The sequence below is a fragment of the Malaciobacter marinus genome, assembly GCF_003544855.1.
Taxonomy (GTDB): domain Bacteria; phylum Campylobacterota; class Campylobacteria; order Campylobacterales; family Arcobacteraceae; genus Malaciobacter; species Malaciobacter marinus.
In genome coordinates this window covers 1385693-1410024 of the sequence record NZ_CP032101.1, presented here as the reverse complement: position 1 = coordinate 1410024, position 24332 = coordinate 1385693, and the positions used below count along the sequence as shown (strand labels likewise).

The 24332-nt window shown below is 25.2% G+C and carries 21 protein-coding genes; 4 read left to right on the top strand and 17 right to left on the bottom strand.

Features of this window, described 5'->3' with window-relative positions:
- Window position 1: 1 nt before the first annotated feature.
- The 12 genes from tssM to AMRN_RS06900 all read right to left on the bottom strand — a co-directional run bounded on the left by tssM (window position 2) and on the right by AMRN_RS06900 (window position 16573).
- The gene (gene tssM / locus AMRN_RS06955; protein WP_099310204.1) at window positions 2-3484 is read right to left on the bottom strand and encodes a type VI secretion system membrane subunit TssM; all 3483 of its coding nucleotides are present in this window, start codon (window positions 3482-3484) and stop codon (window positions 2-4) included.
- On the bottom strand, window positions 3484-4344 hold the full coding sequence (gene icmH / locus AMRN_RS06950) for a type IVB secretion system protein IcmH/DotU (protein WP_099310203.1): 861 nt from the start codon (window positions 4342-4344) through the stop codon (window positions 3484-3486). Before icmH ends, tssM begins: the two co-directional genes overlap by 1 nt.
- A 3-nt stretch (window positions 4345-4347) precedes the next feature.
- Complete coding sequence (tssK, locus tag AMRN_RS06945) at window positions 4348-5676, bottom strand: type VI secretion system baseplate subunit TssK (protein ID WP_099310202.1); 1329 nt, start codon at window positions 5674-5676, stop codon at window positions 4348-4350.
- On the bottom strand, window positions 5676-6122 hold the full coding sequence (gene tssJ, locus AMRN_RS06940; protein ID WP_099310201.1) for a type VI secretion system lipoprotein TssJ: 447 nt from the start codon (window positions 6120-6122) through the stop codon (window positions 5676-5678). Before tssJ ends, tssK begins: the two co-directional genes overlap by 1 nt.
- Window positions 6123-6131: 9 nt before the next feature.
- A complete protein-coding gene (locus AMRN_RS06935; RefSeq protein ID WP_099310200.1) occupies window positions 6132-7298 on the bottom strand; it encodes a type VI secretion system-associated FHA domain protein in 1167 nt (388 codons plus the stop codon).
- 123 nt (window positions 7299-7421) lie between these two features.
- Window positions 7422-9962, bottom strand: coding sequence for a type VI secretion system ATPase TssH (tssH, locus tag AMRN_RS06930; protein ID WP_099310199.1), 2541 nt, complete (start codon window positions 9960-9962; stop codon window positions 7422-7424).
- Entirely contained in the window at window positions 9962-10954 is a 993-nt protein-coding gene (gene tssG / locus AMRN_RS06925; RefSeq protein ID WP_099310198.1) for a type VI secretion system baseplate subunit TssG, read from the bottom strand. The genes tssH and tssG overlap by 1 nt, the downstream gene beginning before the upstream one ends.
- Before the next feature lie 12 nt (window positions 10955-10966).
- A complete protein-coding gene (gene tssF, locus AMRN_RS06920) occupies window positions 10967-12739 on the bottom strand; it encodes a type VI secretion system baseplate subunit TssF (RefSeq protein ID WP_099310197.1) in 1773 nt (590 codons plus the stop codon).
- Window positions 12729-13145, bottom strand: coding sequence for a type VI secretion system baseplate subunit TssE (gene tssE / locus AMRN_RS06915; RefSeq protein ID WP_099310196.1), 417 nt, complete (start codon window positions 13143-13145; stop codon window positions 12729-12731). Before tssE ends, tssF begins: the two co-directional genes overlap by 11 nt.
- A gap of 3 nt (window positions 13146-13148) precedes the next feature.
- Window positions 13149-14627 carry a type VI secretion system contractile sheath large subunit gene (gene tssC / locus AMRN_RS06910; RefSeq protein WP_099310195.1) on the bottom strand — a complete coding sequence of 493 codons (1479 nt, stop codon included), beginning with the start codon at window positions 14625-14627 and terminating at the stop codon, window positions 13149-13151.
- 11 nt (window positions 14628-14638) lie between these two features.
- A complete protein-coding gene (gene tssB, locus AMRN_RS06905; RefSeq protein ID WP_099310194.1) occupies window positions 14639-15127 on the bottom strand; it encodes a type VI secretion system contractile sheath small subunit in 489 nt (162 codons plus the stop codon).
- Window positions 15128-15142: 15 nt separating this feature from the next.
- The gene (locus AMRN_RS06900) at window positions 15143-16573 is read right to left on the bottom strand and encodes a TssA family type VI secretion system protein (RefSeq protein ID WP_099310193.1); all 1431 of its coding nucleotides are present in this window, start codon (window positions 16571-16573) and stop codon (window positions 15143-15145) included.
- Window positions 16574-16873: 300 nt separating this feature from the next.
- On the opposite strand from AMRN_RS06900, the gene AMRN_RS06895 reads away from it, so the two are divergent.
- Window positions 16874-17242 (top strand): sirohydrochlorin chelatase, encoded by a 369-nt coding sequence (locus AMRN_RS06895; protein ID WP_099310192.1) that lies wholly within the window; start codon window positions 16874-16876, stop codon window positions 17240-17242.
- 10 nt (window positions 17243-17252) lie between these two features.
- Here AMRN_RS06895 and AMRN_RS06890 read toward each other — a convergent pair whose 3' ends face one another.
- Genes AMRN_RS06890 through hemW form a run of 5 tightly spaced genes read right to left on the bottom strand, consistent with a single transcriptional unit; the run spans window position 17253 to window position 21999 of the window.
- The gene (locus tag AMRN_RS06890) at window positions 17253-17525 is read right to left on the bottom strand and encodes a hypothetical protein (RefSeq protein ID WP_099310191.1); all 273 of its coding nucleotides are present in this window, start codon (window positions 17523-17525) and stop codon (window positions 17253-17255) included.
- Between the two features lie 8 nt (window positions 17526-17533).
- A complete protein-coding gene (locus AMRN_RS06885) occupies window positions 17534-18031 on the bottom strand; it encodes a hypothetical protein (protein WP_099310190.1) in 498 nt (165 codons plus the stop codon).
- A gap of 53 nt (window positions 18032-18084) precedes the next feature.
- Window positions 18085-20058: a M3 family metallopeptidase gene (locus AMRN_RS06880; protein WP_191282181.1), complete on the bottom strand. Its 1974-nt coding sequence runs from the start codon at window positions 20056-20058 to the stop codon at window positions 18085-18087.
- Entirely contained in the window at window positions 20058-20891 is an 834-nt protein-coding gene (gene prmC, locus AMRN_RS06875) for a peptide chain release factor N(5)-glutamine methyltransferase (protein ID WP_099310188.1), read from the bottom strand. The genes AMRN_RS06880 and prmC overlap by 1 nt, the downstream gene beginning before the upstream one ends.
- Window positions 20892-20934: 43 nt before the next feature.
- On the bottom strand, window positions 20935-21999 hold the full coding sequence (gene hemW / locus AMRN_RS06870) for a radical SAM family heme chaperone HemW (RefSeq protein ID WP_099310187.1): 1065 nt from the start codon (window positions 21997-21999) through the stop codon (window positions 20935-20937).
- Between the two features lie 55 nt (window positions 22000-22054).
- On the opposite strand from hemW, the gene AMRN_RS06865 reads away from it, so the two are divergent.
- Genes AMRN_RS06865 through AMRN_RS06855 form a run of 3 tightly spaced genes read left to right on the top strand, consistent with a single transcriptional unit; the run spans window position 22055 to window position 24332 of the window.
- Window positions 22055-22552 (top strand): RNA pyrophosphohydrolase, encoded by a 498-nt coding sequence (locus AMRN_RS06865; RefSeq protein WP_099310186.1) that lies wholly within the window; start codon window positions 22055-22057, stop codon window positions 22550-22552.
- A gap of 17 nt (window positions 22553-22569) precedes the next feature.
- Entirely contained in the window at window positions 22570-23778 is a 1209-nt protein-coding gene (locus tag AMRN_RS06860) for an aspartate kinase (RefSeq protein ID WP_099310185.1), read from the top strand.
- 2 nt (window positions 23779-23780) lie between these two features.
- A complete protein-coding gene (locus AMRN_RS06855; RefSeq protein ID WP_099310184.1) occupies window positions 23781-24332 on the top strand; it encodes a HobA family DNA replication regulator in 552 nt (183 codons plus the stop codon).

The window sequence follows — 24332 nt, the reverse complement described above, 5'->3', positions numbered from 1 at the left end:
ATTATAAACTCTTTGCTAATTTAAATGTTTTTAAATAATTATAATTAGTAAATGCTTGACTAGTTTCACCTTTTAGATAAAAAGAACCTGTATATTTTTTATCTTCATATTTAATAATAACAGAATCATTAGAATCTTTTTTTATTTTAAACTTTTCAAAAATTTGAAAGATTGCCCAATCATTATCTAAATATTTACTAACTACTGATTGTGAATTTAAATCAAATAATTCAAACTTTACAACACTATTTAAACTACTTGGAGGCCATATTAAATTTTTATTTTTTATAGGACCATGTTCATAATACAAAATGTCATCATTATATGTTAACTGCATCGTAGATAAATTCCCACCTAAAACATAAGGCTTAATACTTAAAATAAAACCTAAAGAACCACTATTTCTAAAAAAACTTTTTTTAATTTTAAAAGATTTTATAAGTGAGTCTATAAATACTTTATTTATATTTAAAGAGGCTCCATCTAGATTATTAATTGAATATCTATTATTTAATTTATTTATTTTTATAAAAAGTGATATGTAATTTTTATAAAAGTTATCAATAATTCCATCTTTTTTGAAGAAATCATTGAAATCTTCAAGCCTAATATAATCACTTTTAGTATTTGATACAGGATATTTATTTTTTATTTTTTCTTCATAAAATAAAAACAACTCTTCTTTGTATTTTTTATTCAAATATACTTTTGCTTCTTTTAAAATAAAAAACCAATTATTTTGTAAAAGTTGCAAATACCATTTTTTTATATGAATAGGTAATGTATTATAAGAAACTACAAAAGGATCAATTCTTCCTTCTATTCTATCTTTTACTAATCTAAAAGATTCAAAAGATGAGTTTACCGAGCTATCCAAAGATACCATTGTTTTGTAAACACTGTTTAATTTTTTAGTAGCTGATTGAAGTAGTCCTAAAGCTTGTTCATTTTTATCCAATAATTGATGATAAGGTTTAAAGAACTCTCTTAAGTTTTTAATACTTCTATTATCAATTAATCTTGAATCTTTATTGTTATCTAAAGCATTTTTTGCGACAGCTCTGCCAATTTGTCCTGGAGCTACTGTTGCAGCAACGGCTCTTGTAACATTTCCATTAGAACTTGCTTTTAATTTTAGCATTTCAGTAGGAGTGTAGATATCTGTATTATCTTTTAATGCAAGAATTATAGAGTATATAGGAGAATCTGCTGAACTAAAAGTTGACAATTGATTATTAAGTTCTGTTATTCTTCCTTTTTTTGGGATACTTAAAGAAGATAATGCTCTTAACCATTGCTCTTTATACTCTGAATAATATAAACTTAATATTTTTTTATAATTTGCATCAATAAAAGCTTGAGTTAACTCTTCCGTTCTTCCTAATACCCAATTATTTTCTAAAACTTCTTTAGTCAATGCTTTTCCATCTTTCATCATTAAAGAATGACCTTCTTTAGTAAACATTCCTGGAATTTTAAAATTGCTTCCTTTGAAAACATTTAAATTTCCAATTAAAGCTTGAGAAAAAGTAAAATCTTTTAAATTTAAAGTCTTTATTTTTATTTTTAAACTTTTATAACTTAGTGCATCTAATCCAAATTTCATTAGTCTATTTCTAGCAACTTTTAATAAATCATCATTTAGTTTTTGTGGCTTAAAGCCTGCATTAAGAACATTTTGCCAATGAAAGTTTAAACTATTTTGTAACTTTGGATAGCTTTTATATAATTCATTCCATCTTTTAGACATATATAATCTTAAAAACTTTTTATCTAACTTATCAGTTCTTTTTAGCATTACATAAGCTTTAGTATTATCCCATGATAAATCAAAATCGTTTAAATCTCTTTTTATCTGAGTTTGAATATCTAATTCAACTCTTTTTAATAAAAGTTGTTTTAAATCATTTGTATATATTGTTTCAAGTTTCTCTCTTCTATCATCTGTTTTATAAAAGATTAAATTCCAAAAATTATTAGCAACTTTTGTTTTATCTAGTTGTTTTATTTCTTGAAGATTATTCAAAACTAATGCAATATCTTTAAAACTATCAGAATTGTAAGTTTTATTTCTTTGTATTTTATATTTTAAGTAACTCTTTTCTAACTTTTTTAAAGTATTGTTATGTGTAATAAAATCATTAACTATAAATACCGTAGAAAAAACTATTAGTAAAAAGCTTAAGGTATAAGCTATTATTTGATTACGCTTTAATTTTTTCTTATAGTTATCATCCATTTTTAAAATTTCAGACTCAGGGAAAACAATATCTTTTAATATTTTGTAAATAAAAAAACCTTTTTTATTAGTATTACTATATTCTAATTGTTCTTCTGATATTAATGCATTTTGATTCTCTATACAAGATACACTAGTAAAGTATAAACCTCTTAACATTAAAGATTTTCTATATCTTGTTTGAGCAAAACAAATATCAATAAAAAGAGTGGTTTTATCAAAAAGTTGAGAAAAATTATCTGTAAAAAGATAAGTTTTAGAACGATTTTTTTCTTCCCATTCATAATGCAATTTAGTTAAAATAGAGCTACTTAATCTTTTTAATAACTCTTCAAGTTTTGGTTTGATTAATCCTGATTCAATATTTTCATCTTCATTAAGTGTTATACCTAAAATTTCATCTTTTTCATCTTCTTTTAAATCATTGAAGTATTCGTTAAAACCTGAAATTTGATCACATTTTGTTACAATTAAATATATAGGAATACTTGACATAAATGCTTTTGAAAGTTCATCAAATCTATCTCTTAAATCTTTTGCATACTGTTCTAACTCTTTTTCAGAATAATTTAAAATCTTTTCTACACTTATAGTTAAAATTATTCCATTTATTGGTCTTCTCCATCTTTTTTCAACAAATAACTCTAAAAATTTTTTCCAAACAATAGAATCTTCTTTATTCTCTTTTAGTTGTATATAATTTCCTGGTACATCAATAAAGATTGAATGTTCTGCAAAATACCATTGAAATTTTTGACTACTTCCCTCTTCTACAACACTTTTATTTTTATAATCAATATTTAATGGAAAGCTCAATCCAGAAGACTCTATAAGAGTAGTTTTACCCTCTTTAGAATCTCCTAAAATTAAATACCAAGGTAATTCATATTTTACATTTCTTTTATTTTTATAAAGTGAAGATTTTTTGATAATCTTTATTGCTTCTTTAAACTTAGTTTTTAAATCATTTACTTTATCATTTATTATTTTTTTGAATTCATCTTCTAACTCTTTTTCTTTTCTTTTTTGCTCAATTACCTCTTTTGTTTCTGGTTTTTTAAATACAATTATAAGTAAAATAGAAATTATTGTAATAGAAAAAATTGATGATGCAACTAAAAGTCTACTTGACAAACTTTTTAAACTATCAAATAAATATGGCCATAAAAAAATAATTAAAAGTGATATTATAAAAGAGATTAGTATAGTCCAAAAATATGGATTTTTAAATATAGTTTTCTTCATTATTTCAAATCCTTAGTATCTATAAAATTTATCTGTTTAATATCTTCTTGTAATATATTCATAAAATCATTATTTTGTGAATTTAAACTAAAAGATAATGTGGTATATATAATAGTTAATAGTGTAAAAATTATTAAGATTAATAAAGGATAAGAAAGCTTATCAAAAAGTCTAAATTTTTGTTTTGAGGCCTCTTGTTTTGTATAAAAAGAGAGAGGTTCTCTTCCTTGCACTATCATTATTTGCTTAAAAAGACTCTCTTTTAATATATTTAGTTCAATTTTCCCTTTATTCATTACTCTGTATTTACCCTCAAATCCCAATGCTAAGCAAACATACATTAATTCAAGAATATGAATATATTTTGCAGGGGTTTTTAAGAATTTATCTAAAAGATGAAAAAAGTTCTCTCCTCCATATGTTTCATTATGAAATAAACTTAATAAACTATTATTTGCCCAATCATGTTGTTTACCAAAATGAGTAGAATTTACTATTTCATCAACAAAAGTACATAATATATATCTTGTAACTAAAATCTCTGTTTCAATGATTTCAAATTCATTTGCTTTATCATTAAAATGATTGATTTTATCTACAAAGTTTTCTCTTACTTTATTTATTTCTAAATAATCAGTTGAATCATCTAAGCTATAAATATAATTAAAAATAGGAATAGATGCACTAATAAAAGGATTAAAACTAATTTCAAAATCATTAATATTAAAACTTCTATTTCTTTTAAAATAACTAGCTTTATTTTTTAGTTTAGTATATGTTTTTTCTACATCTGTAGCAGTATAGTTTGTTATATAACCACCATTATCTTCTGCTGTAACTAATATAGTCTTATTACTCATTGTTTACTCTTTAATTGCCCATAAAGCATATGAAATATCATCAACTTGCGTAGATAAATGAAATGCAAATCCAGCTGACTTTGCTAACTCTTTTTTATTTTCTTGTGTTAATTCAATTTTAAAATAAAGATGATTTGTTTTGTAAGGTATCTCTTTTGGTGCAGTATTTAATGCTTTTAACTTAAATCCAACCAAATGAAAGTTTACAAGATTTTTAATAGTTTCAATTGTTCCTATTTTAAGACCTGTTGTTAAGATTTCTTTTAGTTTATCTGTTGAGATACTTGCACTTACTGCAAAAATAAAAGTTGAATCATTTAAAATTTTCTTATCATTTAAAGCAGCTATATATATGCCATATTTCTTCTGTTCAATATTTAAAGAAATACTATTTTGCTCAAGAACCATGCTAAGCATTCCTTTTAATTTTTGCAACAAAGTTAAAAAGCAATTATGTTGTTCATAATGATTGTAATTTATTATTTCGATATCTCTTCTAGTTTTATTCATAAATACTGCTAATTCTGAGCTTAATGATGATAGTTCTAAAAAAAGTTCATCAGGATGAGTTTTTTCTTGAGATAAATAATATGATATTCTTGCATATGCTTTATTTAATAGCTGTAACATTAGATAATGTCCTAATTCCGTTGATTGCAGTGTTGTATCACTTATTTTCTCCGCAAGTTTTTCTGCTCTATAATTTAACATACTTGATAACTCTTTTATTTTTGACAATAAAGACTCGCATGAATTTAAATGTAAAAAAGTAGGTTCAAAGCTTGATTCTAGACTAACACTTTGTGTTGCACTAACATTCCCGATTTTTGCAACTTTAAGTTTCAATAGACCTTGATTAATATCTTCTTCAAATTGAAGTTTAAAATTATATTTTGCAATCAATATATCACTTGAACTATTTTCTCCTGCATTAATATTTGGAATATCTTTGATTAGTTTTGATTTATATCTTGTTAAAAGAGTTTCTTGTTCTTCAAAATGTATTTCATCACTATTTTCAATATATAAAGGTAAAGTTAAATATATAAATTTACCAACATCTGAAGCTTTTACTTCAATAATTAAATCATTTTCATTTTGAGAAGATAGTTCAAAAAGTGTACCATCAGGTAAAATTCCACTAGCACTTTTAATTAATAACTTACCTGTATTTAAAAGGGTTTTATCTATATCTAGATTAAAAAAGCCCCAATTATTTGCTCTACTTTCAATAGTTCTAGTTCTTAGCTCATGGCTATAGTGCCTATCATTTTGTTGAAAATGTTGAGGTCTTATAAAAAGACCCTCTTTCCATACTATTTTATTTTCCATTAATCTACTCTTTCTAGCTTAAAATTTTTTACTTTTAACTCTATATAGTTATATTCATCTTTTTCTAAATTAATAACATATTTCCATTGTTTATTTTTATTTAGTTTTCTAAAGTTCCCAATTACACCTAAAAATTTTGTCTTTTCATTAAAAGAGATTTTATATGTTTGTTCTTGTTGGGGAGTTATTACTTGCTTTGTTTGTGAAATCAAATCATCTCCTAATTTTCTACCAGATCTTTCTAAAAGACTCCAATAATCATACTTTATAAACTTTTCTGCTGATTTCAATTCATAAAAAGTAAGCATTAAAGGAGATGAGATATCATCCAAATCTTGATTTAAATCTTTTGAAGAAGTAACAACTAATTCTAAATGTGTTGGTTTAGTAGAACACCCATTTAAAATAAATATTGCTAAAGTTAAAATAATTAATTTTAGTTTCATTGTTTTTCCTTATAGTGATGTGAGTTTTATTGTATACAAAATATTTTTGTACTCATTTATAAAATCATTCATAATTAACTCTTGTCCATGGTTTGGATTTTCATCGATTTTATTAAGCATTTTTGAATAAGAATTCCAAAGTTGTGATTTCTTAGGTAATAAACTATTTATTTCATTATTACTTTCAAAATAATATTCTAAATTTTTTGGTGAAAATTTTGAAGCAGTGATATTAATTAGATTTTTACTAGTTCTGTGTAATGCTACATTATGAGTATCTAATTCTTTAAAAGACTTTGATACAGCTTCTGATAAGCTAACTTTTTCAGTATCGTTTATATCAATTACATTTAAAGCTAGTAATCCCATATTTATTGGATTTTTCATTTTAATATTTTCTTGAATATTCAAATCTTTAGTAATTTTTTCTTTTATAGATAAAGAGTTTTTTAAGCCCTCTAATGAATTTATTACAATATCTGAGATTTCATTTAAGACATTTTCCCTCTCTTTTTTTGATAAACTATCAAATTCAATTCCTAAATTTTTTCCTAATATTTGTAACTCATCTTCAACACTAGCAATCTCTTTATTAAAAATCTTTTCTACTTTTTCATCTTTAATATATGTATCAACATCAATATGATCATCTAAAATATCTTTACTAACTTTTTGTTCTTCTTCATAAATAGTTTCAACAATTGTATTTGAAGTTGTTTCTTCTTTTAATATATCTAAAACACTAGAAGAATAAGTTTCTTCTTCCATTGATAAATTTTTTAATTCATCATCAATTAAAAAATCATCTGGAATCAATTTGTTTTCATTAAACTTTTCTTGTGTATTAGAGTAATCAAGTGTTGTAAATCTTGCTTGAAGTTCATACTCTCCTACTATAAAAATATCTAAATCATTTATTTTTACAGGTTCATTTTTCACTAGTTTTGAAAATGGATTTTTTAAAAAAGTACCATTTGTACTTGTATCTTCAATGAAGTATTGATTATTTTCAAAATGTATTAAAAAATGATTACTTGAAATAATATTTTTAGTATCAGCTAGTTTATTATCAATATCATCAGATCTTCCAACTACTCCACCAGTTTTATTAAATTGAAAATTTCTTTTTAATAATTTTTCTTGAGGATGCTTAACTATATCAAGGATTAATTTCATTTTAAATCCTCAATCTCTGGTTTAGCTTGATATAATGGTTTATAAGTTTCATGAAAACTTGCACATCCTGAAAACAAAATTATAAAAAAAATAAAAAATAATTTTTTCATCATAATTTCTCCTTTATTTAATCAATATTTCATTACTCTTTGAATCTAGATTTAAAGAGATATTTTTTATTTTCTTTTTATTTATAGACGAATCCAATAAATATTTAGATAACTTTGGCATAATTTTTGTATTAATTATCAAATCAATATTTCTAGCACCTGTATCAATACTGTTTGATAAACTAACTATATATTTGATAAGGTTTTCATCAATTTCTAAATCGATTTCTTTTTTAAGTAATTGTTTTTTAGTTATTTCAAATTTTTGTTTTGTAATTTTGATTAAAGCCTCTTCATTTAAATTAAAATACGGAATCACATTCATTCTTCCAAGTAATGCAGGTTTTAAATAATCACTAAGCACAGGTGTAATAAGTGATGAAAGCTCTTCTAATGAAATATTATCTTTATTATTTTGACAATAATTTGTTATTTCTTTAGTTGCTAAATTAGAAGTCATAATTATGGTAGTATTTTTAAAATCAATTACTCTTCCTTCTCCATCATTTACTTCTCCTTTGTCAAAAATTTGATAGAAAAGATTTAAAATATCAGGATGAGCTTTTTCTATTTCATCTAGCAATATAACTGAATATGGTTTTACTCTAACAGGATCAGTTAGTTGACCTCCATCACCATACCCAACATAACCAGGAGGTGATCCTATAAGTCTTGAAACTGTATGCTTTTCTTGAAACTCTGTCATATTTATAGTAGTGATAAACCTTTCACCACCATACATAAGTTGAGCTATTGCTTTTGCTGTTTCTGTTTTACCAACTCCACTAGGTCCTACAAGTAAAAATACACCAGTAGGAGAGTCTTCTTTTTTCAATCCAGAAATTGAAATTTGCAAAAACCTATTTAAATATGATATTGCTTGTTCTTGACCTATAACTTTGTCTTTAATTTTATCTTCAAGTTCAACAACTGTTTTTATTTGCTCTTCAACCATATTCCCCAAAGGAATTCCTGTCCATGAAGATATAACTTTTGCTACTTGTTCTTTATTAACAGTATTAAAAATATACATATTGTTTTTTTGTAAAGTTTTAAGTTGGGTTTTTAGTTTACTTTTCTCTTTTTTATCTTTGCATTCTCCAATTTGTTCTAAAACTTCTTTTTGTTTTTCCCAGTTTGTTCTAATGAGTTTTTCTTCATCTTCATAGACTTTAAGCTCATTTTTTAAAATCTTAATTTTTTCTTTGTTATTTTTTATTTTGTTTACATCATCTCTTTGTAAGAACTCTATTTCTCTTTCTTTTTCTAATATCTTTGTAGCAATTTTTTGTAATTCAAAAGGTATATTTGATTGACTAATTTTTACATTTGCACAAGCAGTATCTAAAACATCAATTGCTTTATCAGGAAGTTGTCTACCTGTTATATATCTAGCAGATAAAGATGAAGCACTTTTTATTGCATCATCTTCAATATAAACATCATGTGCTTCTTCATATTTTTTAGCAATTCCTCTTAAAATTGTTGTAGCTTCAGTTACTGTTGGTTCTAAAAGATTGATTTTTTGAAATCTTCTTGATAAAGCGGGATCTTTTTCAAAATATTTTCTATATTCTAACCATGTAGTTGCAGCAATTGTTTTGAGTTCTCCTCTTGCTAGTGCAGGTTTTAATAAATTTGCAGCATCTGAACCACCTTCATTTCCCCCTGCTCCTATTAGTGTATGAGCTTCATCAATAAATAAAATTACAAATTCACTACTTGCTTTTAATTTATTAATTACCTCTTGCAATCTTCTCTCAAACTCTCCTTTTACACTTGCTCCAGCTTGTAAAGCACCAACATCTAAAGATAATATTTTTGCTTCTTTTAATTGAACAGGAACTTCATTATTAACAATTTTTAAAGCTAGCCCTTCAACTACTGCAGTTTTTCCAACACCTGCCTCACCAACTAAAATAGGATTATTTTTTCTTCTTCTTAACAAAATATCAATTGCTTGTTTTATCTCATCATCTCTACATAATACAGGATCAATTCTATTTTCTTTTGCTAATTGGGTTAAATCTGTTGTATACTTTTCTATTTCACTTTTTGTATTTGAGTTTTCATTAGAAGTCTTATTTTCAATTGGTTTCTCATTTAATCCCTCTATTAAGGATTTTAGCTCTTCTACATCAATTTCTTCAAATATTTTAAAGTATTTTGTATTTGAATATTTAATACTATTTTCAAATAAAGATAAAATCATTGAAGATTGCGTTATTTCATTTTGATTTAAAATAAGCTTTGCATAAGAATAAGAATCTTCAAGCCAATTAACTAAAATAGTAGAGAATATAGGGCTGTTTGATTCACTTATACTTATTTTTACTTCTTTTTGAATTACTTTTATTAACTCATTTTTATCAATTCTGTATTGATTTAACATCAAAGAAAATATGCTATTTTCATCTTCTAAAAAAACATATAAAATATCTTCTATTAAAATTTCACTTCCACCTCTTACAATACATCTTTGTGCTGAGTTTTCAAGATATTTTTTTGTTTGCTTATCTAAATTATTTATCAAATTTTTTAATTCTAATTTCATTATAATCCTTTTTGTGCTATTACTATTTTTTCATCGTAGAATGTTTGCCCAATCCAACTATTTATTCCCAAAAATTGTTTGGCATTAATATCAAGAGAAAGAGACTCTTTTTCTTCTTTTTTTACTTCAAAACAGACTTCATGTTTAAGTGGTTCATTTAAAGAAAACGCAATTAAATCTTTTAATTCTTTCATTTTAAATCCTAAAATACTATACTCTAGTAGTTGTTGATTAGTAACATTTTTTAATAGAATCTGAAATTTGGCATTTTTACTTTTAACAGATTCTCCTATTAGAAAACTACTATTCAAGCTACAGTTTTCATCACCTAAAGAACATCTTTGAAAAGAAGGTATATTATAATTATCTTCAATGCATTGAATTATTTCTAATTCATTATGATTTAAGTAGTGTCTTAAAATCGATTTTAAAGTTCCTGCTGATTTATGTTTCATAAATAAAATTCCAATATATGGAATAAGTTTTCTTAAATTTAAGGAACTATTATTTTGTAGTCTGTTTGAATATAATCCTAAAAATGAAAATATATATTTTGAAAATTTGTCTTTTAAATCATTTTGATATTGTATATAATATCTATGTTTTTGCCATATAGGATAGATAAACCTTTGCAAATGATGATTAAATAAATTAAGGAAATCATGTAATATATAGTCACTATCAATACTATATAAAACCATTTCACTATAATGAGATGGTAAAGGAGAAGAACTACCAAATATACCTAAAAAGTTTAAAGTAATTTCAGCTTTTATATCATTCTGTTCTTCAAAAAGAATTACTTTTGATACTTCTGATTTTTGAAAAGACAAACTTGGATTTGAACTAAATTTAATAAGTTCATAAACTTCTATACTATTTTTGTTTATATGAAAATCTTTTAAATATCCACATACAACCCTTATAATTTGTGGTAATGAATATTTAGAAATACTCTCATTTAAACTACTATTTATTTCTTCAATTTTCATATTAATCTTCTACTATATTAATGTTTGTGAACCAATTTTTGCAGGCCACTGAAAATAGTCTTCATTATTTATATCAACACTTAATTTATGAAATGAATTTAGATTACTATAAAGTGCAAAAAATTCATTTAATACACAACAAAATATGTAAGCTTCTCCAAGACAAGAGAAGTTTAAAGGATTAACTTTTAATTTTATATGAGTTCCTCTTATTGGTAAACCTTTATCTATCATTTCACAAGTTTCATATGAAATATTTTCAATCCCTTTTAATTGCATTGCTGTTTTTTCTTTTTGTTTTCTATCAAATGCTCCATAAAAATCATAAGTTTCTAAGATGGTTCTTAAAGAATTAATATCTTCTAAAGAGAGATAATTCAAAGACATGTTAGAAATCACTCTCCACAAAAAGTCTCCTGAAATTGGAGGTGGATAGCTTTGTGTAGGAATAGTAATATTTTGAAATTTTAAATTTGCACTTTTTGATAAAGGATTTGCAGTATCAATTTCTTTTAATAAAAGTTTAGAAGGTAAGTTTTTATTTGTACACAATATTTTTACTGATATTGTTGCATTACTTTTTAAAATATCTTCTTCTAATCCTTTTGAATTGGAAAATCTCAAATATGTATTTGTTTGCGCTTCATCCGTTGACAATTTAACTCTTGATGAGTAATACTCTGTATTTGATAAGTTATGTTCAAATGTTTCAAAAGGCATAAAATCCTCATAACTTGACTTATTTGCAATCCAACCTCTTACATTTTCAATTGAAAAAACTTCACTTTGATTTTTATCTAAATTTGAAGGAACTACTAAATACTCTTCATCATAACTTGTTTTTCTAATTGGTACAGAATCTGTTTCAAATAGATTAACTATAGGAGTACTATACAAAAAGAAGTTGCTAATGCTTGGAGTTTCAGATTGTTTTATCTTTTTAGAAAATGTTATTTTTATAGTAAAATTTCTACTTTTTTCTAAGATTTCATTTGATATGGTATTAATATTTGATAAATTTAATATATCAATAAATAAAAATTTATCTTTAAAACAAAAATATTCTTGTAGCAAAATATATCCATCAAAAACATTTAAAGAATAAGGCATAAGATTTTGGTTTGAATTAAAGCCAACTTGTTTTATTGAGTTTTTATCAATTGATATTGAAGCAAGTTCTTTACTATCATCAGAATTAATAATCAAATCAATTTTTTCAACATAGTTTGTTAGAAAAAGATATAAATCTTGTGCAATAAATTTAGAACCACCTAAATGTAACCTTAAATTCTCAAATGTTAAATCTTGTAGTGTTCCAATTGTTGACATTTGAAAAGACAATTCAAGATCACTTTTTTTACTATATGTATAGTAATTAACATTTTGTAATTCAAAGGGCATAACAGTAAGTTCATAAGCAGTTCTAAATTTACATTGTGAATTATTTATACTTTTACTTAAAACTTCAGTATTTTTTTCAACTTTAATATTTTGAGTTGAGTCTTTGATTGATTCATATTTAATAATAGAGTACGATGGTATTGGTCGAATATAGTTTGGCCAAAGTAGTTGAACTAAAGTATGAGAAACTTCTGGTAATTCATAATCAAGTTGCTGTTTTAATCTCCCTGTTAGAAAAGAAAAACCCTCAAGTAGTCTTTCCACATCAGGATCTTGTCCTTCTTTTGAAAGATAAGTTGATAATCCAGGATTTTTTTTAGAAAACTCTGAACCTTCAAGTCGTAATGAGTTTAATTCTTTTTTATAATAGTCATTAAATGTCATCTTTAAATATCTTTACCTTTCCATTTTTTAATAAATTTGCTCTATAACTTACTTTTTTGCTTCTACCATTTATTACTAGATATCCTTGTATTAAAATTGTCATTTCATTAAAACTTAAATTTTCTCTTAAAATTCCAACTTTTGTTTTATACAATCTAGGCTCAAACTTTTTTATAGCATTTTGTGAACTTTTTTCTATAAATTCAATAGAGTCATTCATACTTAAATTTATATTATTTAAATCTACTTTTCCATAATCTTTCGATATTTCAGCACTTCCTGCATTTGTAGAGAAGATTCTTGAAAGATTATTTGCAATTGATGCATATAATGCTTCTTCTTTTGAATCAAACTGTTTATCATCAAAACTTGAGGATAATCTTTCAAATAAACTTCCCTTATACATCTTTTACTCTTTATCTAACTTACCAACAAGTGATAACTCAAAACTTGCACCCATGTATTTAAAATGAGGTCTTAATGAAATTCTAACTTTATACCAACCTGGATCATCAGCAACATCTTCAACATCAATTGCAATATCTTTAAAAGGTCTTTTACTTCTAATTTCTGCACTTGGATTTTCTTGATTTGCAACATACTGCTTAGCCCATTTATTAAGTTCTCTTTCTAAATCTGATCTTTCTCTCCATGAACCAATGTACTCTCTTTGCAATACTTTTATATAATGAGACATTCTTGTAATGGCAAATAAATATGGTAATTGAGTACCTAATTTATAATTTAATTGTGCTTCATTACCCTCAGGAGTATTTGCAAAAAGTTTTGGCTCTTGTGCTGAACTAGCAGCAAAGAATGCAGCAGTATTACTTCCTTTTCTCATAATCAATGGAATAAAACCTTGTTCAGATAATTCATACTCTCTTCTATCTGAAACTAAAACTTCTGTTGGTATCTTCATCTCAATATCACCCATACTCTCAAAAGTATGTACAGGTAAATCTCTAACTTCACCACCTGATTTTGGTCCTATTATATTAGTACACCATCTATAACTTGCAAAACTATCAGTTAATTTACTTGCAAAAGCATAAACTGTATTTCCCCATAAATAATCTTCATGACTTTTTGAAACATCTTCTTTATAAACAAAATTTGAAATAGGATTATCTTCTGGATCATAAGGAGGTCTAAGTAAAAATCTAGGAAGAGTAAGTCCTACATATCTTGAATCTTCATTTTTTCTAAAGCCTTTCCAAGCTGCAAATTGTGGAGATGTCATTACATCTTCTATATCTTTTAAATCAGGAAGCCCCTCAAAACTATCTAGTCCAAAAAACTTAGGACCTGCTGCACTAATAAAAGGTGCATGACTCATTGCAGAAATTGAGGCTACTTTATTTAAAAATTTTATATCCATATTTGAAGGAGAAAGTTCATAATCAGCAATAATAGTACCTACTGGTTCCCCACCAAATTGTCCATATCCTGCACTATATACATGCTTATAAAGACCTGTTTTTGTAATATCTAAGCTATCCTCAAAATCTTCAATTAATTCTTCTTTTGATACATTTATAAATTCCATTAAAATATTTTGTCTAAAGTCAGTTCTTTCAACTAACATATAAAGACCTTTCCATTTTGATTCTAATGCCTGAAACTGCTCATGATGCAAAACTTCATCCATTTGAGCAGATATTTTTTCATCTATTTCTGCAATCATTTTATCTATTATAGATTTATTAACTTTTTCTTCTTTATTATCAGATTTAATTAATTCTTCTACAAGTGCTTCTACGCCTGTTTTTACAACTGAATAGCTGTCATCATTTTGGTTTATGCTTGTTTGAGCTACAATATTATCTAATAAACTTAATTGTTCTATATCTGAAATATTGTTTTGTGAAACTTGTTCTGTAGTCATCTAAACTCCTTTTATTCTTTAACACCAAGATTTAATTCATTCATCAATTTATCTCTTTCTTCTTTATTTGAAATAGCATCTTCAATAGCTTTTCTAAATGCAGGTACATTTCCTAATGGACCTTTTAAAGCCATCAATGATTGTCTTAATTGCATAAGAACTTTTAATTCTGGGATATTTTCAACTATTTTTTCAGGTGAAAAATCTTTAATACTATTAATTTTTAAATCTACATTCAATGAAGAATCTTCTTCTTGTGTTAATTTATTATCAACATTAAATGTTACAGATAAATCTTGTGCTTTTAATACATCGTTAAAGTTATTTTTATCTATTTTTACAACTTTTTTCTCTTCAACAGGTTTTTTTTCTTCATTTGGGTTATATTCTCCCAATAAAGTAATCTTATATGGAATTTCTATCTCTTCTGTCATATCTCCTGTTGCAGGTTTATAAGTGACGTTAATTCTCTCTTTTGGTGATTCTGATTGTTTATTCATCTATATTCTCCTAATTTAAATATTTATTTTTAATGCACTATTTATATCAATTTTACAAAGTAGTGAATAATATTTTTCTATTTGTTCATTCTCTACTTGGATGTTGCTAAATGAGCTTAAAAAAAGTACATACACTTCTGATACAAGTTTTGCATCCCATTGTATTAAATTGTGTTTTACAATATATTTTTCAAGTTCATCAAATAGTGCTAAAGCCATACTCTCTTTATTGTTTTCTATAGCTAATTGCATTTGCTTTAATCTTAAAAGAAATTTATCTTTTATATTTTGTGAACTAATATATTTTTTATCTATTAGGTTTATTGCCTCCTTAAAATTTAAAGTTTCATCTACTTCAAACTCACAATCATTGTTTTTATTTGAACTATTTGCATTCTCTTGCATATTTTCATTAAGCCATTTTTTAGTTTTAGGTGATGCGAAATTACTATGGTCTTTAAATTTTAAATCAAGTATTCCTTCATTTGTTTTTAAAAAATAGATTAATAAATTTTTTACTTCATTTGCTTGTTTTTCTTTATTTAATTTTTTGAAAATATTATATATATAATAATGCCCATCAAACCAAAAAGGAGAAACTTCCACAATTTCTTCAATTAACTTTACTGCATCATCATAGTTTGAATTTTTATACAAACTTTTTACTTCATCGATTTCTAATATTGAAGGAGGATTTAATTGTGTAATTGAGTTTTCATTTAAAGGAAGTCCATCAGTTTCAAGCCAAGACAAGAATCTTGTAATTCTTAATGCTTTAAGCTCAATAAAATCTTCTTCTCTATAAAAATGTGCTAATTTTGAAGCATCTTTTTTCAATTCCCTTAAAAAAGATATTGCTTTATGTGAATCTAATTCATCTTTTTGTTTATTAATTTGAGTAACTTGTTCTTTTTTTTTCAGTTCTTCTTTTGCATTTTGTTCTTGTAGTTTAGCTTTAAGTATATTTATAATCTTTTTAAAATATACATCTTCATTTTCTAATAATTTATTAAAAGTATTGTTAAGTTCCATAAAAAGTTCATAGAAAACTTCAATATTAGAAGTAAAATTTTGGCTTATTTCTAAAGTCAACTGTTCTTCAAACCAAAAAATAATATTTGTTTTACCTTTAATAGATTTAGGATATAATTTATCGTTAAATTGATTTATGAAATTTATATAAATAGGAAGATTAACTTCTAATCCTATAAAAGAGTTTACTTTCCAACATGAATATATCCACCAAGTTGCAATCTTAAAATCTTTACTTTTATTTATAAGAAAATCTTGAGTACTATTTAATACTAACTCCCAATCTGTAGAACCATCAAAAAAAGCACTGTGACTTTTATCTATTTCTTGTTCAATCGATAAAAAAGCATCATCATATTTAAAATCTTTTCCCACAATTGAATCATCAATTGATTGAAGAATTAATGCACTCAAAAAACTTTCTCCTTTTCATATAATTTAGCTGTTAAGTTATAATTTTTACGAAATTGTAACTAGAAATATTTTAATTTATGTTAAAAAATTACTATATATATTATTTAATTGTCTATTAAAAAATTATTTATATCTACTATTAATAATATTTTATGTTATCTAGACATGAACTAGAGGTAATTTTATAAATTTAAAAATTATTTAATTTATAAAAATTTTATAAATTATTTTAAAAAACAAAAAAACTATATTAAAATTAATGATAAATTTGTACAATATATATATTAAAGGAATTTAAATATGAAATTATTAGTAATTATTGCCCATGGAAGTCGATTAGAAAGTTCAAATAAAGAGATACAAAATTTAGCAGAAAAATTAATAATAAATAATATTGATGATAATTTAAAAATCACCTATGCATTTTTAGAGTTATGTGAACCCACAATTTATAAAAGCATAAAAAATGAAATTGTAAATGGATGTAACGAAATAGAAGTTTTTCCATATTTTCTTGCAGCAGGTAAACATGTAAAAGATGATATTCCAAAAGAAATAGATAAATTAAAAGAAGAGTATCCAGATATTAAATTTAAGATTCTTCCACATTTAGGAAGTTGTAAAGAAATTGTACCACTTATATTTTCACAATTACAAGATAAAGAGTAAAGACAAATAGCTAAAAAAAGCTATTTGTATAATTATCTTCTTCTATATCAATTTCAATATAAATATTATCACTATAATCTAAATATATACTATATTCTCCAAAGTTAACAGATTTTTCAATATCTCTTTTATTAAAATAAACTTCGCACTCATGAGTATCTAAATTATTTAAATGATACTCAACTATTGAAGGTGGCATTTTATTTATAGCCTCCTCCAATGAATTGAAACAATCAATTCCAAAAGTATTAAAAAGAGTATTTTTATCTATGTGTTTAGTCATAGCTATCTTTAATTATTAAAACCATTTAGTAAAGAAGCCATTCTATTTAAATCTATTTTATTTTCACTATTACTAGATTCTTTGAAATTTGCAGAAGTATTGTCAATTTCTTCTTCTAGTATTTGATCTAAACTACTATTTTTAGAATTATCTTGTTCTTTAATAAAGGTTTCTTTTTCTCTTGAATCAAACTTATTATTATTATTATCTTTTTCATATTTGTTAGAATTTTTTTTGCTACCTAGAAGATTTTCAATTTTACCTAACATAGAATTAATGTTATTGTTTTGTTTTTCTGTAGAATCATTTAATTCATTAACATTATCTTCTAAATTTCTATTTTTATCTTCTAGGCCTCCCACTTTTGCTTCAAGTTCTTTTTTATCTTTATTAAGATTATCAATTTTTTCTTCTAATAGTGTATTCTCATTTTGTAATTCTTCATATGCTTTTATTAATGTATTTAAAGCTTCATTTAATTTTGTAATAGTCTCTTGATTAGTCATATTTATAAAATCCTCTTTTAGGTTTGTATTTAAAAAAGCTATTATTACAAAAATTAGCTAATAATTCCATCAATTTTCAATAAAGAATCAACACTTGGTTCTCTTTGTGCAAATTTATAGAACAATTTATCCATATTTTCAGAACCACCTTTTTGTAAAATATGCTCTTTATATTTCATGGCTAACTCTTTGTTAAACAAATTTCCAGAGTCTATAAACATATAAAATGCATCAGCACTTAAAACTTCAGCCCATTTATATGAATAGTACCCAGCAGCATAACCACCTCCAAAAATGTGTCCAAATCCATGTTGGAATTTATTGTATGAAGGTGGGATTAATGGGCTATACTCTGCTCTTATGCTATCAAGTAAAGCTTGTATTTCTTCTGCATTGTTGTATAATTTTTGATGTAGGTTAAAATCAAACAATGCAAACTCAACTTGTCTTAACATTGATAATGATGATTGAAAATTTCTAGCATCTATTAATCTTTGAATTGCTTCATCATCTAAAACTTTTTTTGTTTCATAATGTTTTGCAAAAATTTTTAAAACATCTTTTGCATATGCAAAATATTCTAAAAATTGTGAAGGAAATTCAACTGTATCCCATGCAACACCAGAAATTCCACTAACATATGGTTCATTTACTTTACTTAATAAATGATGTAATGCATGTCCCATTTCGTGAAATAAAGTAACAACATCATCATGTCTTAATAATGAAGGAGTATTATCTTTTGATTGTGGAAAATTACAAACTACATATGCTGTAGGTAAATGTTCTTTTTTATTTGAATCAACATAGTGAGTATGCCAGTTATTCATCCAAGCACCACCTCTTTTATCTTCTCTTGCTTCTAAATCAAGATAAATTCTAGCTATAGTTTTATTATTTTCAAAAATATTAAATACTTTTACTTTATCATCCCAAGTCTTTGTTTGAACCTCTTCAAACTTAATTTCAAATATATCATTTAGAAAACTAAAGAATCCATTTAATACAGATTTTTGTTCAAAATAAGGTCTGTAATACTCTTGGTCTAAATCATATTTTGCTTTTTTAACTTTCTCACTATAATAAGCCATATCAAAGCTTTTAATATCTTCAATGTTATCTTCACTTGCATATGTTTTGATCTCTTCTAGTTCTTCTTTAGCACTTTGTTTACCTTTAATTGCTAACTCTTTTAAAAATGAAACAACCTCTTCTTCACTATTAGCCATTTTTCTACTTAAAGAGTATTGTGAATAGTTTTCAAAACCAAGAAGTTTTACTTTTTCATCTTTTAATTTCAATATTTCATTGATTACTTCTTCATTTTCTGGTGCTCTAGTACAATAAGCTTTATAAATTTCTTCTCTTTTTTCTCTATTAGTTCCATATGTAATATAAGCTAAATATGATGGCATTTGAAGAGTAAATTTATATTTTGTTTTATTATCATTTTCATCTGTAAATTTTGCTAGTTCTAAATCTGACTTTGGTAACTCTTTTACATCTTCAAAATTTTCACATATCATTTCAAAGCTATTTGTTGCATTTAAAAGATTTTGAGAAAACTTTTGAGACAATTCACTAAGCTTCAAATTTAATTGTTTAAGTCTATTCTTTTTTTCTTCATCTAGATGACAACCACTTAATTCAAAATCTTTTATCTCATTTTCTAGAACTTTTTTTTGTATACTACTTAAAGATATATAATCCTTATCTTGTATATCTTTTAAAGACCTATAAATATTATCATTTTGAGACATCTCAGTTTCATAAATTGAGATCAAAGGAATGCACTCTTCTAAAACTTTTTGTGTAATATTTGAATTTTTAACTGAATCAATATGAAAGATTGGAGTTATAAAATCACTTAAGTTCTCCCCTACTTCTTGATAAGGCATTACAAAATTTTCATAACTCTTTTCTTCTATTTTTAAAAGTTCCTCAACTTTATCTTTACTCTGATTTATTTTCTCTTCTAATAAACTTTTACTATTTTCTAAATTTTCTAAATTAAACTCTTTAAACATTATTTATCTCCTTTTATAAATTTAATACTAAAACCTCTATCAAAATTTGAGTAATCTTTGTAAAACTCATACTTTTGTATATCAAAATTTTTAAAGTACTCTTCTAAAGGTTTTTTCTGATCATATCCCATTTCACATAATAAATATCTAATCTTTTTATTATATGTATCATCAATAATTCTTTTTAAAATTTCATCTCCAACTTCTCCTCCAAATAGAGCACTTCTTGGTTCAAACTCTACATTTAATGGTAGTTTATAACTGTTTGCAATATATGGAGGATTAGAAATAGTCATATCAAATATTTGTTCATCTATATTTTCATATAAATCACTTTTAATAAACTCTATTTTATGCTCGATTTCATGTTTTTTTGCATTTTTCTTAGCTAAAATAATTGCATCATCATTAATATCTACTGCAATAATTTTTATATTATCTACAAGTTTTGCAAGCATTACTGAAATAATTCCTGAGCCTGTACCTATTTCTAATACTTTTGGGCTTTTTATATCTTTTAATATCTCAACTGCATTTTCTACTAAAAGCTCTGTTTCAGGTCTAGGGATTAATACATTTGTTGCAACCTCAAAAAGTTCCCCATAAAATGAAGCTTTTTTTGTTATATATTCCATTGGATAGTTAGTAGCTCTTTTTTTTACAAGTTTCTCAAGCTCTTTTTCATGTTTGAACTCTTCATTATAATGTAGATGTAACCAAATAACATTTTTTTGTAAAATATGTAAAATTAAAATCTCAACTTCTTTGTTGGGAATATGAGTTATATCTCTTAACTGTTTTGAATAATTTTTTATACAATCTTTTATTGTCAAATATAATACCTTTGTTAAATATTTTGCCTATTTTATTGAAACTTTACTCTATTACATATAAAGCCAATTCATCTGCTAATAAAAAGTTTTGATTATAAACTTTATCATCTTTTAATATAAGTTTCTTTTCATCTATTAAATCTTGCACTTCTTTTAACTCATTTTCGTTAAATAGTTCTATTTTTACGCCAGTTGAAGACCTAAACCCCAATAAAACTTTTTCTATTTTTATATCTTTTTTGCTTAAATTTTCAATTTCATACTTTATTGGTTCATTTATATACTCTTGAATATCTTTTTTTGGATAATATCTTGAGTTTTGTTTATATCCAACTGCACCAGCACCTACACCTAAATACTCTTTATGTTCCCAATATCCATAATTATGTTTTGATTCAAACTCTTTTGCTTTTGAAAAATTTGAGATTTCATATTGGGTAAATCCACACTTATTTATATAATCAAATATTTCATATGATAACTCTTCATCATCAATTTTTATTTCAGATTTATTATAAAATTTTGTGCCTTTTTCAATAGTCAAACTATATGCACTTAAATGTGTTATTGGCAATGAAAAAGCAGTATCAAAATCCTTCTTTAAACTTTCAAAGCTATCTGCTTCTACTCCGTAAATTATATCACAGTTAATACCATTAAAACCTATACAACTAGCTTTTTGTATAGCATTTATAGCACTTTTACTATTATGCGCTCTTCCTAGTTTTTTTAACTTCTCATTGTCAAAACTTTGTACTCCAAAGCTTATTCTATTTACCCCAAAACTCTTCATTCCTAAAAGCCATTTCTCACTTGCTGAGTTTGGGTTTGCCTCTGTTGTTATTTCACAGTTTTTTTCTAAATAAGGTTTTATTAATTCAAAAACCTCTTCATACTCTTCATGCTTTATAGAACTAGGAGTCCCTCCTCCTATAAAAACCGTTTCTAGTTTTTTATTTTCTTTTTTAACATACTCTAATTCAAACTTTAGTTGTTTAACTAAAGCTTTCATATAGTTATGTTTTAAGTGAAACTTATCTGTGTAAGAATTGAATGCACAATAGTGACATTTACTATCACAAAAGGGAATATGTATATATAAAAGCAATTTTTAATCCTAATTTAAATATAATTTTCGCCTAATTATAAGGGAAAATATATTTATGACTGATAAAAAAGAAACAATAGAAAAAAAAGATGGTAAAAACTACAGACCAAATGTTGCAGCAATTGTACTATCAGCAAAATATCCTGAAAAATGTGAAGTTTTTATAGCTTCTCGTACCGATGTAGAGAATGCTTGGCAGTTTCCACAAGGTGGAATTGATGAGGGTGAATCGTCTAAAGAAGCTCTTTATAGAGAGCTTGAAGAAGAAATCGGAACAAAGGAAATTGAAATTATTGCTGAATATCCGCAGTGGGTAAGTTATGAGTTCCCCCCTGCAATTGCAAAAAAAATGCAACCATATGATGGGCAAATTCAAAGATATTATTTAGTAAAGTTAAAAAAAGGCGCAAAAATAAATATCAATACTCAAATACCTGAATTTAGCGAATACAAATTTGTTGAAACAAAAAATATTTATGATTATATAACATTCTTTAAAAGAACAGTGTATAAACAAGTATTAAAATATTTTAGAAATGAAGGTTATATTTAAAAAGGTAATTAAAAAAGATGTTAAAAGTATTAAAATTTGGCGGAACAAGTGTTGGTAATTTAGATAGAATTCAAAATGTAGCAAACATTATAAAAAAAATCCGTGATGAAGGACATGATATTATTGCTGTAGTTTCTGCAATGAGTGGAGAAACTAATAAATTAATTGATTATGCTGAGCATTTTTCAAGTAATCCAAATAAAGCTGAGATGGATATGCTTTTAAGTTCAGGAGAAAGAGTAACTTCAGCACTTTTATCAATTGCATTAAATGAACAAGGATATAAGACTACTTCTATGAGTGGAAGAGAAGCTGGAATAAAAACTGACTCTTCACACACAAGAGCAAGAATTGAAGATATTGATACAACTGCTATGAAAACTGCTATGAAAGCAGGCAAAATTATAGTTGTTGCAGGTTTTCAAGGAGTTACTTATGAAGGTAGAGTAACTACACTTGGTAGAGGTGGTAGTGATTTAACAGCTGTAGCAATAGCTGGCGCAATAAATGCAGATGTTTGTGAAATTTATACAGATGTTGATGGAATTTATACAACAGATCCAAGAATTGAACCAAAAGCTAAAAAGCTTGATAAAATCTCATATGATGAAATGTTAGAGCTTGCAAGTCTTGGAGCTAAAGTATTACAAAACAGATCAGTAGAAATGGCAAAAAAATTAAATGTAAATTTGATATCAAGAAGTAGCTTCACACCAGAAGTTGAAGGTACATTAATAACTAAGGAAGAAAATATTATGGAAAAACCAATAGTTAGCGGTATTGCATTAGATAGAAACCAAATTAGAGTTGGAATGTATGGTGTTAAAGATAGACCAGGAATTGCAGCTTCTATTTTTACATCATTAGCAAATGAAAATATTAATGTAGATATGATAGTTCAAACAGTTGGAGTAGATGGAAAAGCTGACTTAGACTTTACAATTCCAACTACTGATTTTGAAGCATGTAAAAAAGTAATGGAAACATTTAGAACAGATACTAGAAATATTGAATATAACGATTCTATATGTAAAGTATCAATTGTTGGTGTAGGTATGAAGTCTCATACAGGTGTTGCCTCAAAAGCATTTTCTACTTTAGCAAATGAAAATATTAATATAAGAATTATTTCAACAAGTGAAATAAAAATATCTATGGTTATTGAAGAAAAGTATGCAGAGTTAGCAGTTAGAGCACTACACGAAGTTTACAATCTGGATAAGTAATAGTGCAAGAATTTTTAAATTGGACAGTTGATACTATAAGAGAAGATAAATTACTTTCTCCTTGGTTAGAAGAGAAAAAATATGAATGGACTCCTTTAGTATCTAAATCTGTAGTGAATATACTTGAAAAAGGTTGTTCTGTAATTATAATTACAGATAAAGAAAGAGATTGGTTTTTAGAATATATTTTTACAAATATAAACTCACAAAATTTAAATAGACCGTTTTTACCTTTTTATGATGCAAAAGGTTTTTATAAATATTTAGATGAAGTTAAATCAGAAGATGATATTAACTATATAAAAGATATGTTAAGTATCTCTTTTCCTAATGGCTATTGTTTTTGGTATATTGGGAGAAGTCAAAGTGTAAGGGCAATTATTCCAAAAGTTTCTAAAAACTCATTTTTATGGCTTTTTGATGAAGAGATGCAAGACGCTTTTAATTTAAGAAGTAAAGATGATGCTTTAGATATGAAACTTTTGCAAATGTTTAGACTTTATACTAAAACTTTAAGTGCTGCGCTTTTTGCAGAAATAAATGTAGAGAACTAA

What these genes read in the sequence shown, in the direction of transcription:
- AMRN_RS06860 (WP_099310185.1), top strand. Translation starts at nt 22,570, where the DNA reads ATGTTAAAAGTATTAAAATTTGGCGGAACAAGTGTTGGTAATTTAGAT.
- AMRN_RS06890 (WP_099310191.1), bottom strand. Translation starts at nt 17,525, where the DNA reads ATGACTAAACACATAGATAAAAATACTCTTTTTAATACTTTTGGAATT.
- AMRN_RS06895 (WP_099310192.1), top strand. Translation starts at nt 16,874, where the DNA reads ATGAAATTATTAGTAATTATTGCCCATGGAAGTCGATTAGAAAGTTCA.
- AMRN_RS06935 (WP_099310200.1), bottom strand. Translation starts at nt 7,298, where the DNA reads ATGAAATTAATCCTTGATATAGTTAAGCATCCTCAAGAAAAATTATTA.
- AMRN_RS06880 (WP_191282181.1), bottom strand. Translation starts at nt 20,058, where the DNA reads ATGTTTAAAGAGTTTAATTTAGAAAATTTAGAAAATAGTAAAAGTTTA.
- tssJ (WP_099310201.1), bottom strand. Translation starts at nt 6,122, where the DNA reads ATGAAACTAAAATTAATTATTTTAACTTTAGCAATATTTATTTTAAAT.
- AMRN_RS06885 (WP_099310190.1), bottom strand. Translation starts at nt 18,031, where the DNA reads ATGACTAATCAAGAGACTATTACAAAATTAAATGAAGCTTTAAATACA.
- tssC (WP_099310195.1), bottom strand. Translation starts at nt 14,627, where the DNA reads ATGACTACAGAACAAGTTTCACAAAACAATATTTCAGATATAGAACAA.
- tssM (WP_099310204.1), bottom strand. Translation starts at nt 3,484, where the DNA reads ATGAAGAAAACTATATTTAAAAATCCATATTTTTGGACTATACTAATC.
- tssK (WP_099310202.1), bottom strand. Translation starts at nt 5,676, where the DNA reads ATGGAAAATAAAATAGTATGGAAAGAGGGTCTTTTTATAAGACCTCAA.
- icmH (WP_099310203.1), bottom strand. Translation starts at nt 4,344, where the DNA reads ATGAGTAATAAGACTATATTAGTTACAGCAGAAGATAATGGTGGTTAT.
- tssF (WP_099310197.1), bottom strand. Translation starts at nt 12,739, where the DNA reads ATGACATTTAATGACTATTATAAAAAAGAATTAAACTCATTACGACTT.
- tssB (WP_099310194.1), bottom strand. Translation starts at nt 15,127, where the DNA reads ATGAATAAACAATCAGAATCACCAAAAGAGAGAATTAACGTCACTTAT.
- tssG (WP_099310198.1), bottom strand. Translation starts at nt 10,954, where the DNA reads ATGAAAATTGAAGAAATAAATAGTAGTTTAAATGAGAGTATTTCTAAA.
- AMRN_RS06865 (WP_099310186.1), top strand. Translation starts at nt 22,055, where the DNA reads ATGACTGATAAAAAAGAAACAATAGAAAAAAAAGATGGTAAAAACTAC.
- tssH (WP_099310199.1), bottom strand. Translation starts at nt 9,962, where the DNA reads ATGAAATTAGAATTAAAAAATTTGATAAATAATTTAGATAAGCAAACA.
- tssE (WP_099310196.1), bottom strand. Translation starts at nt 13,145, where the DNA reads ATGTATAAGGGAAGTTTATTTGAAAGATTATCCTCAAGTTTTGATGAT.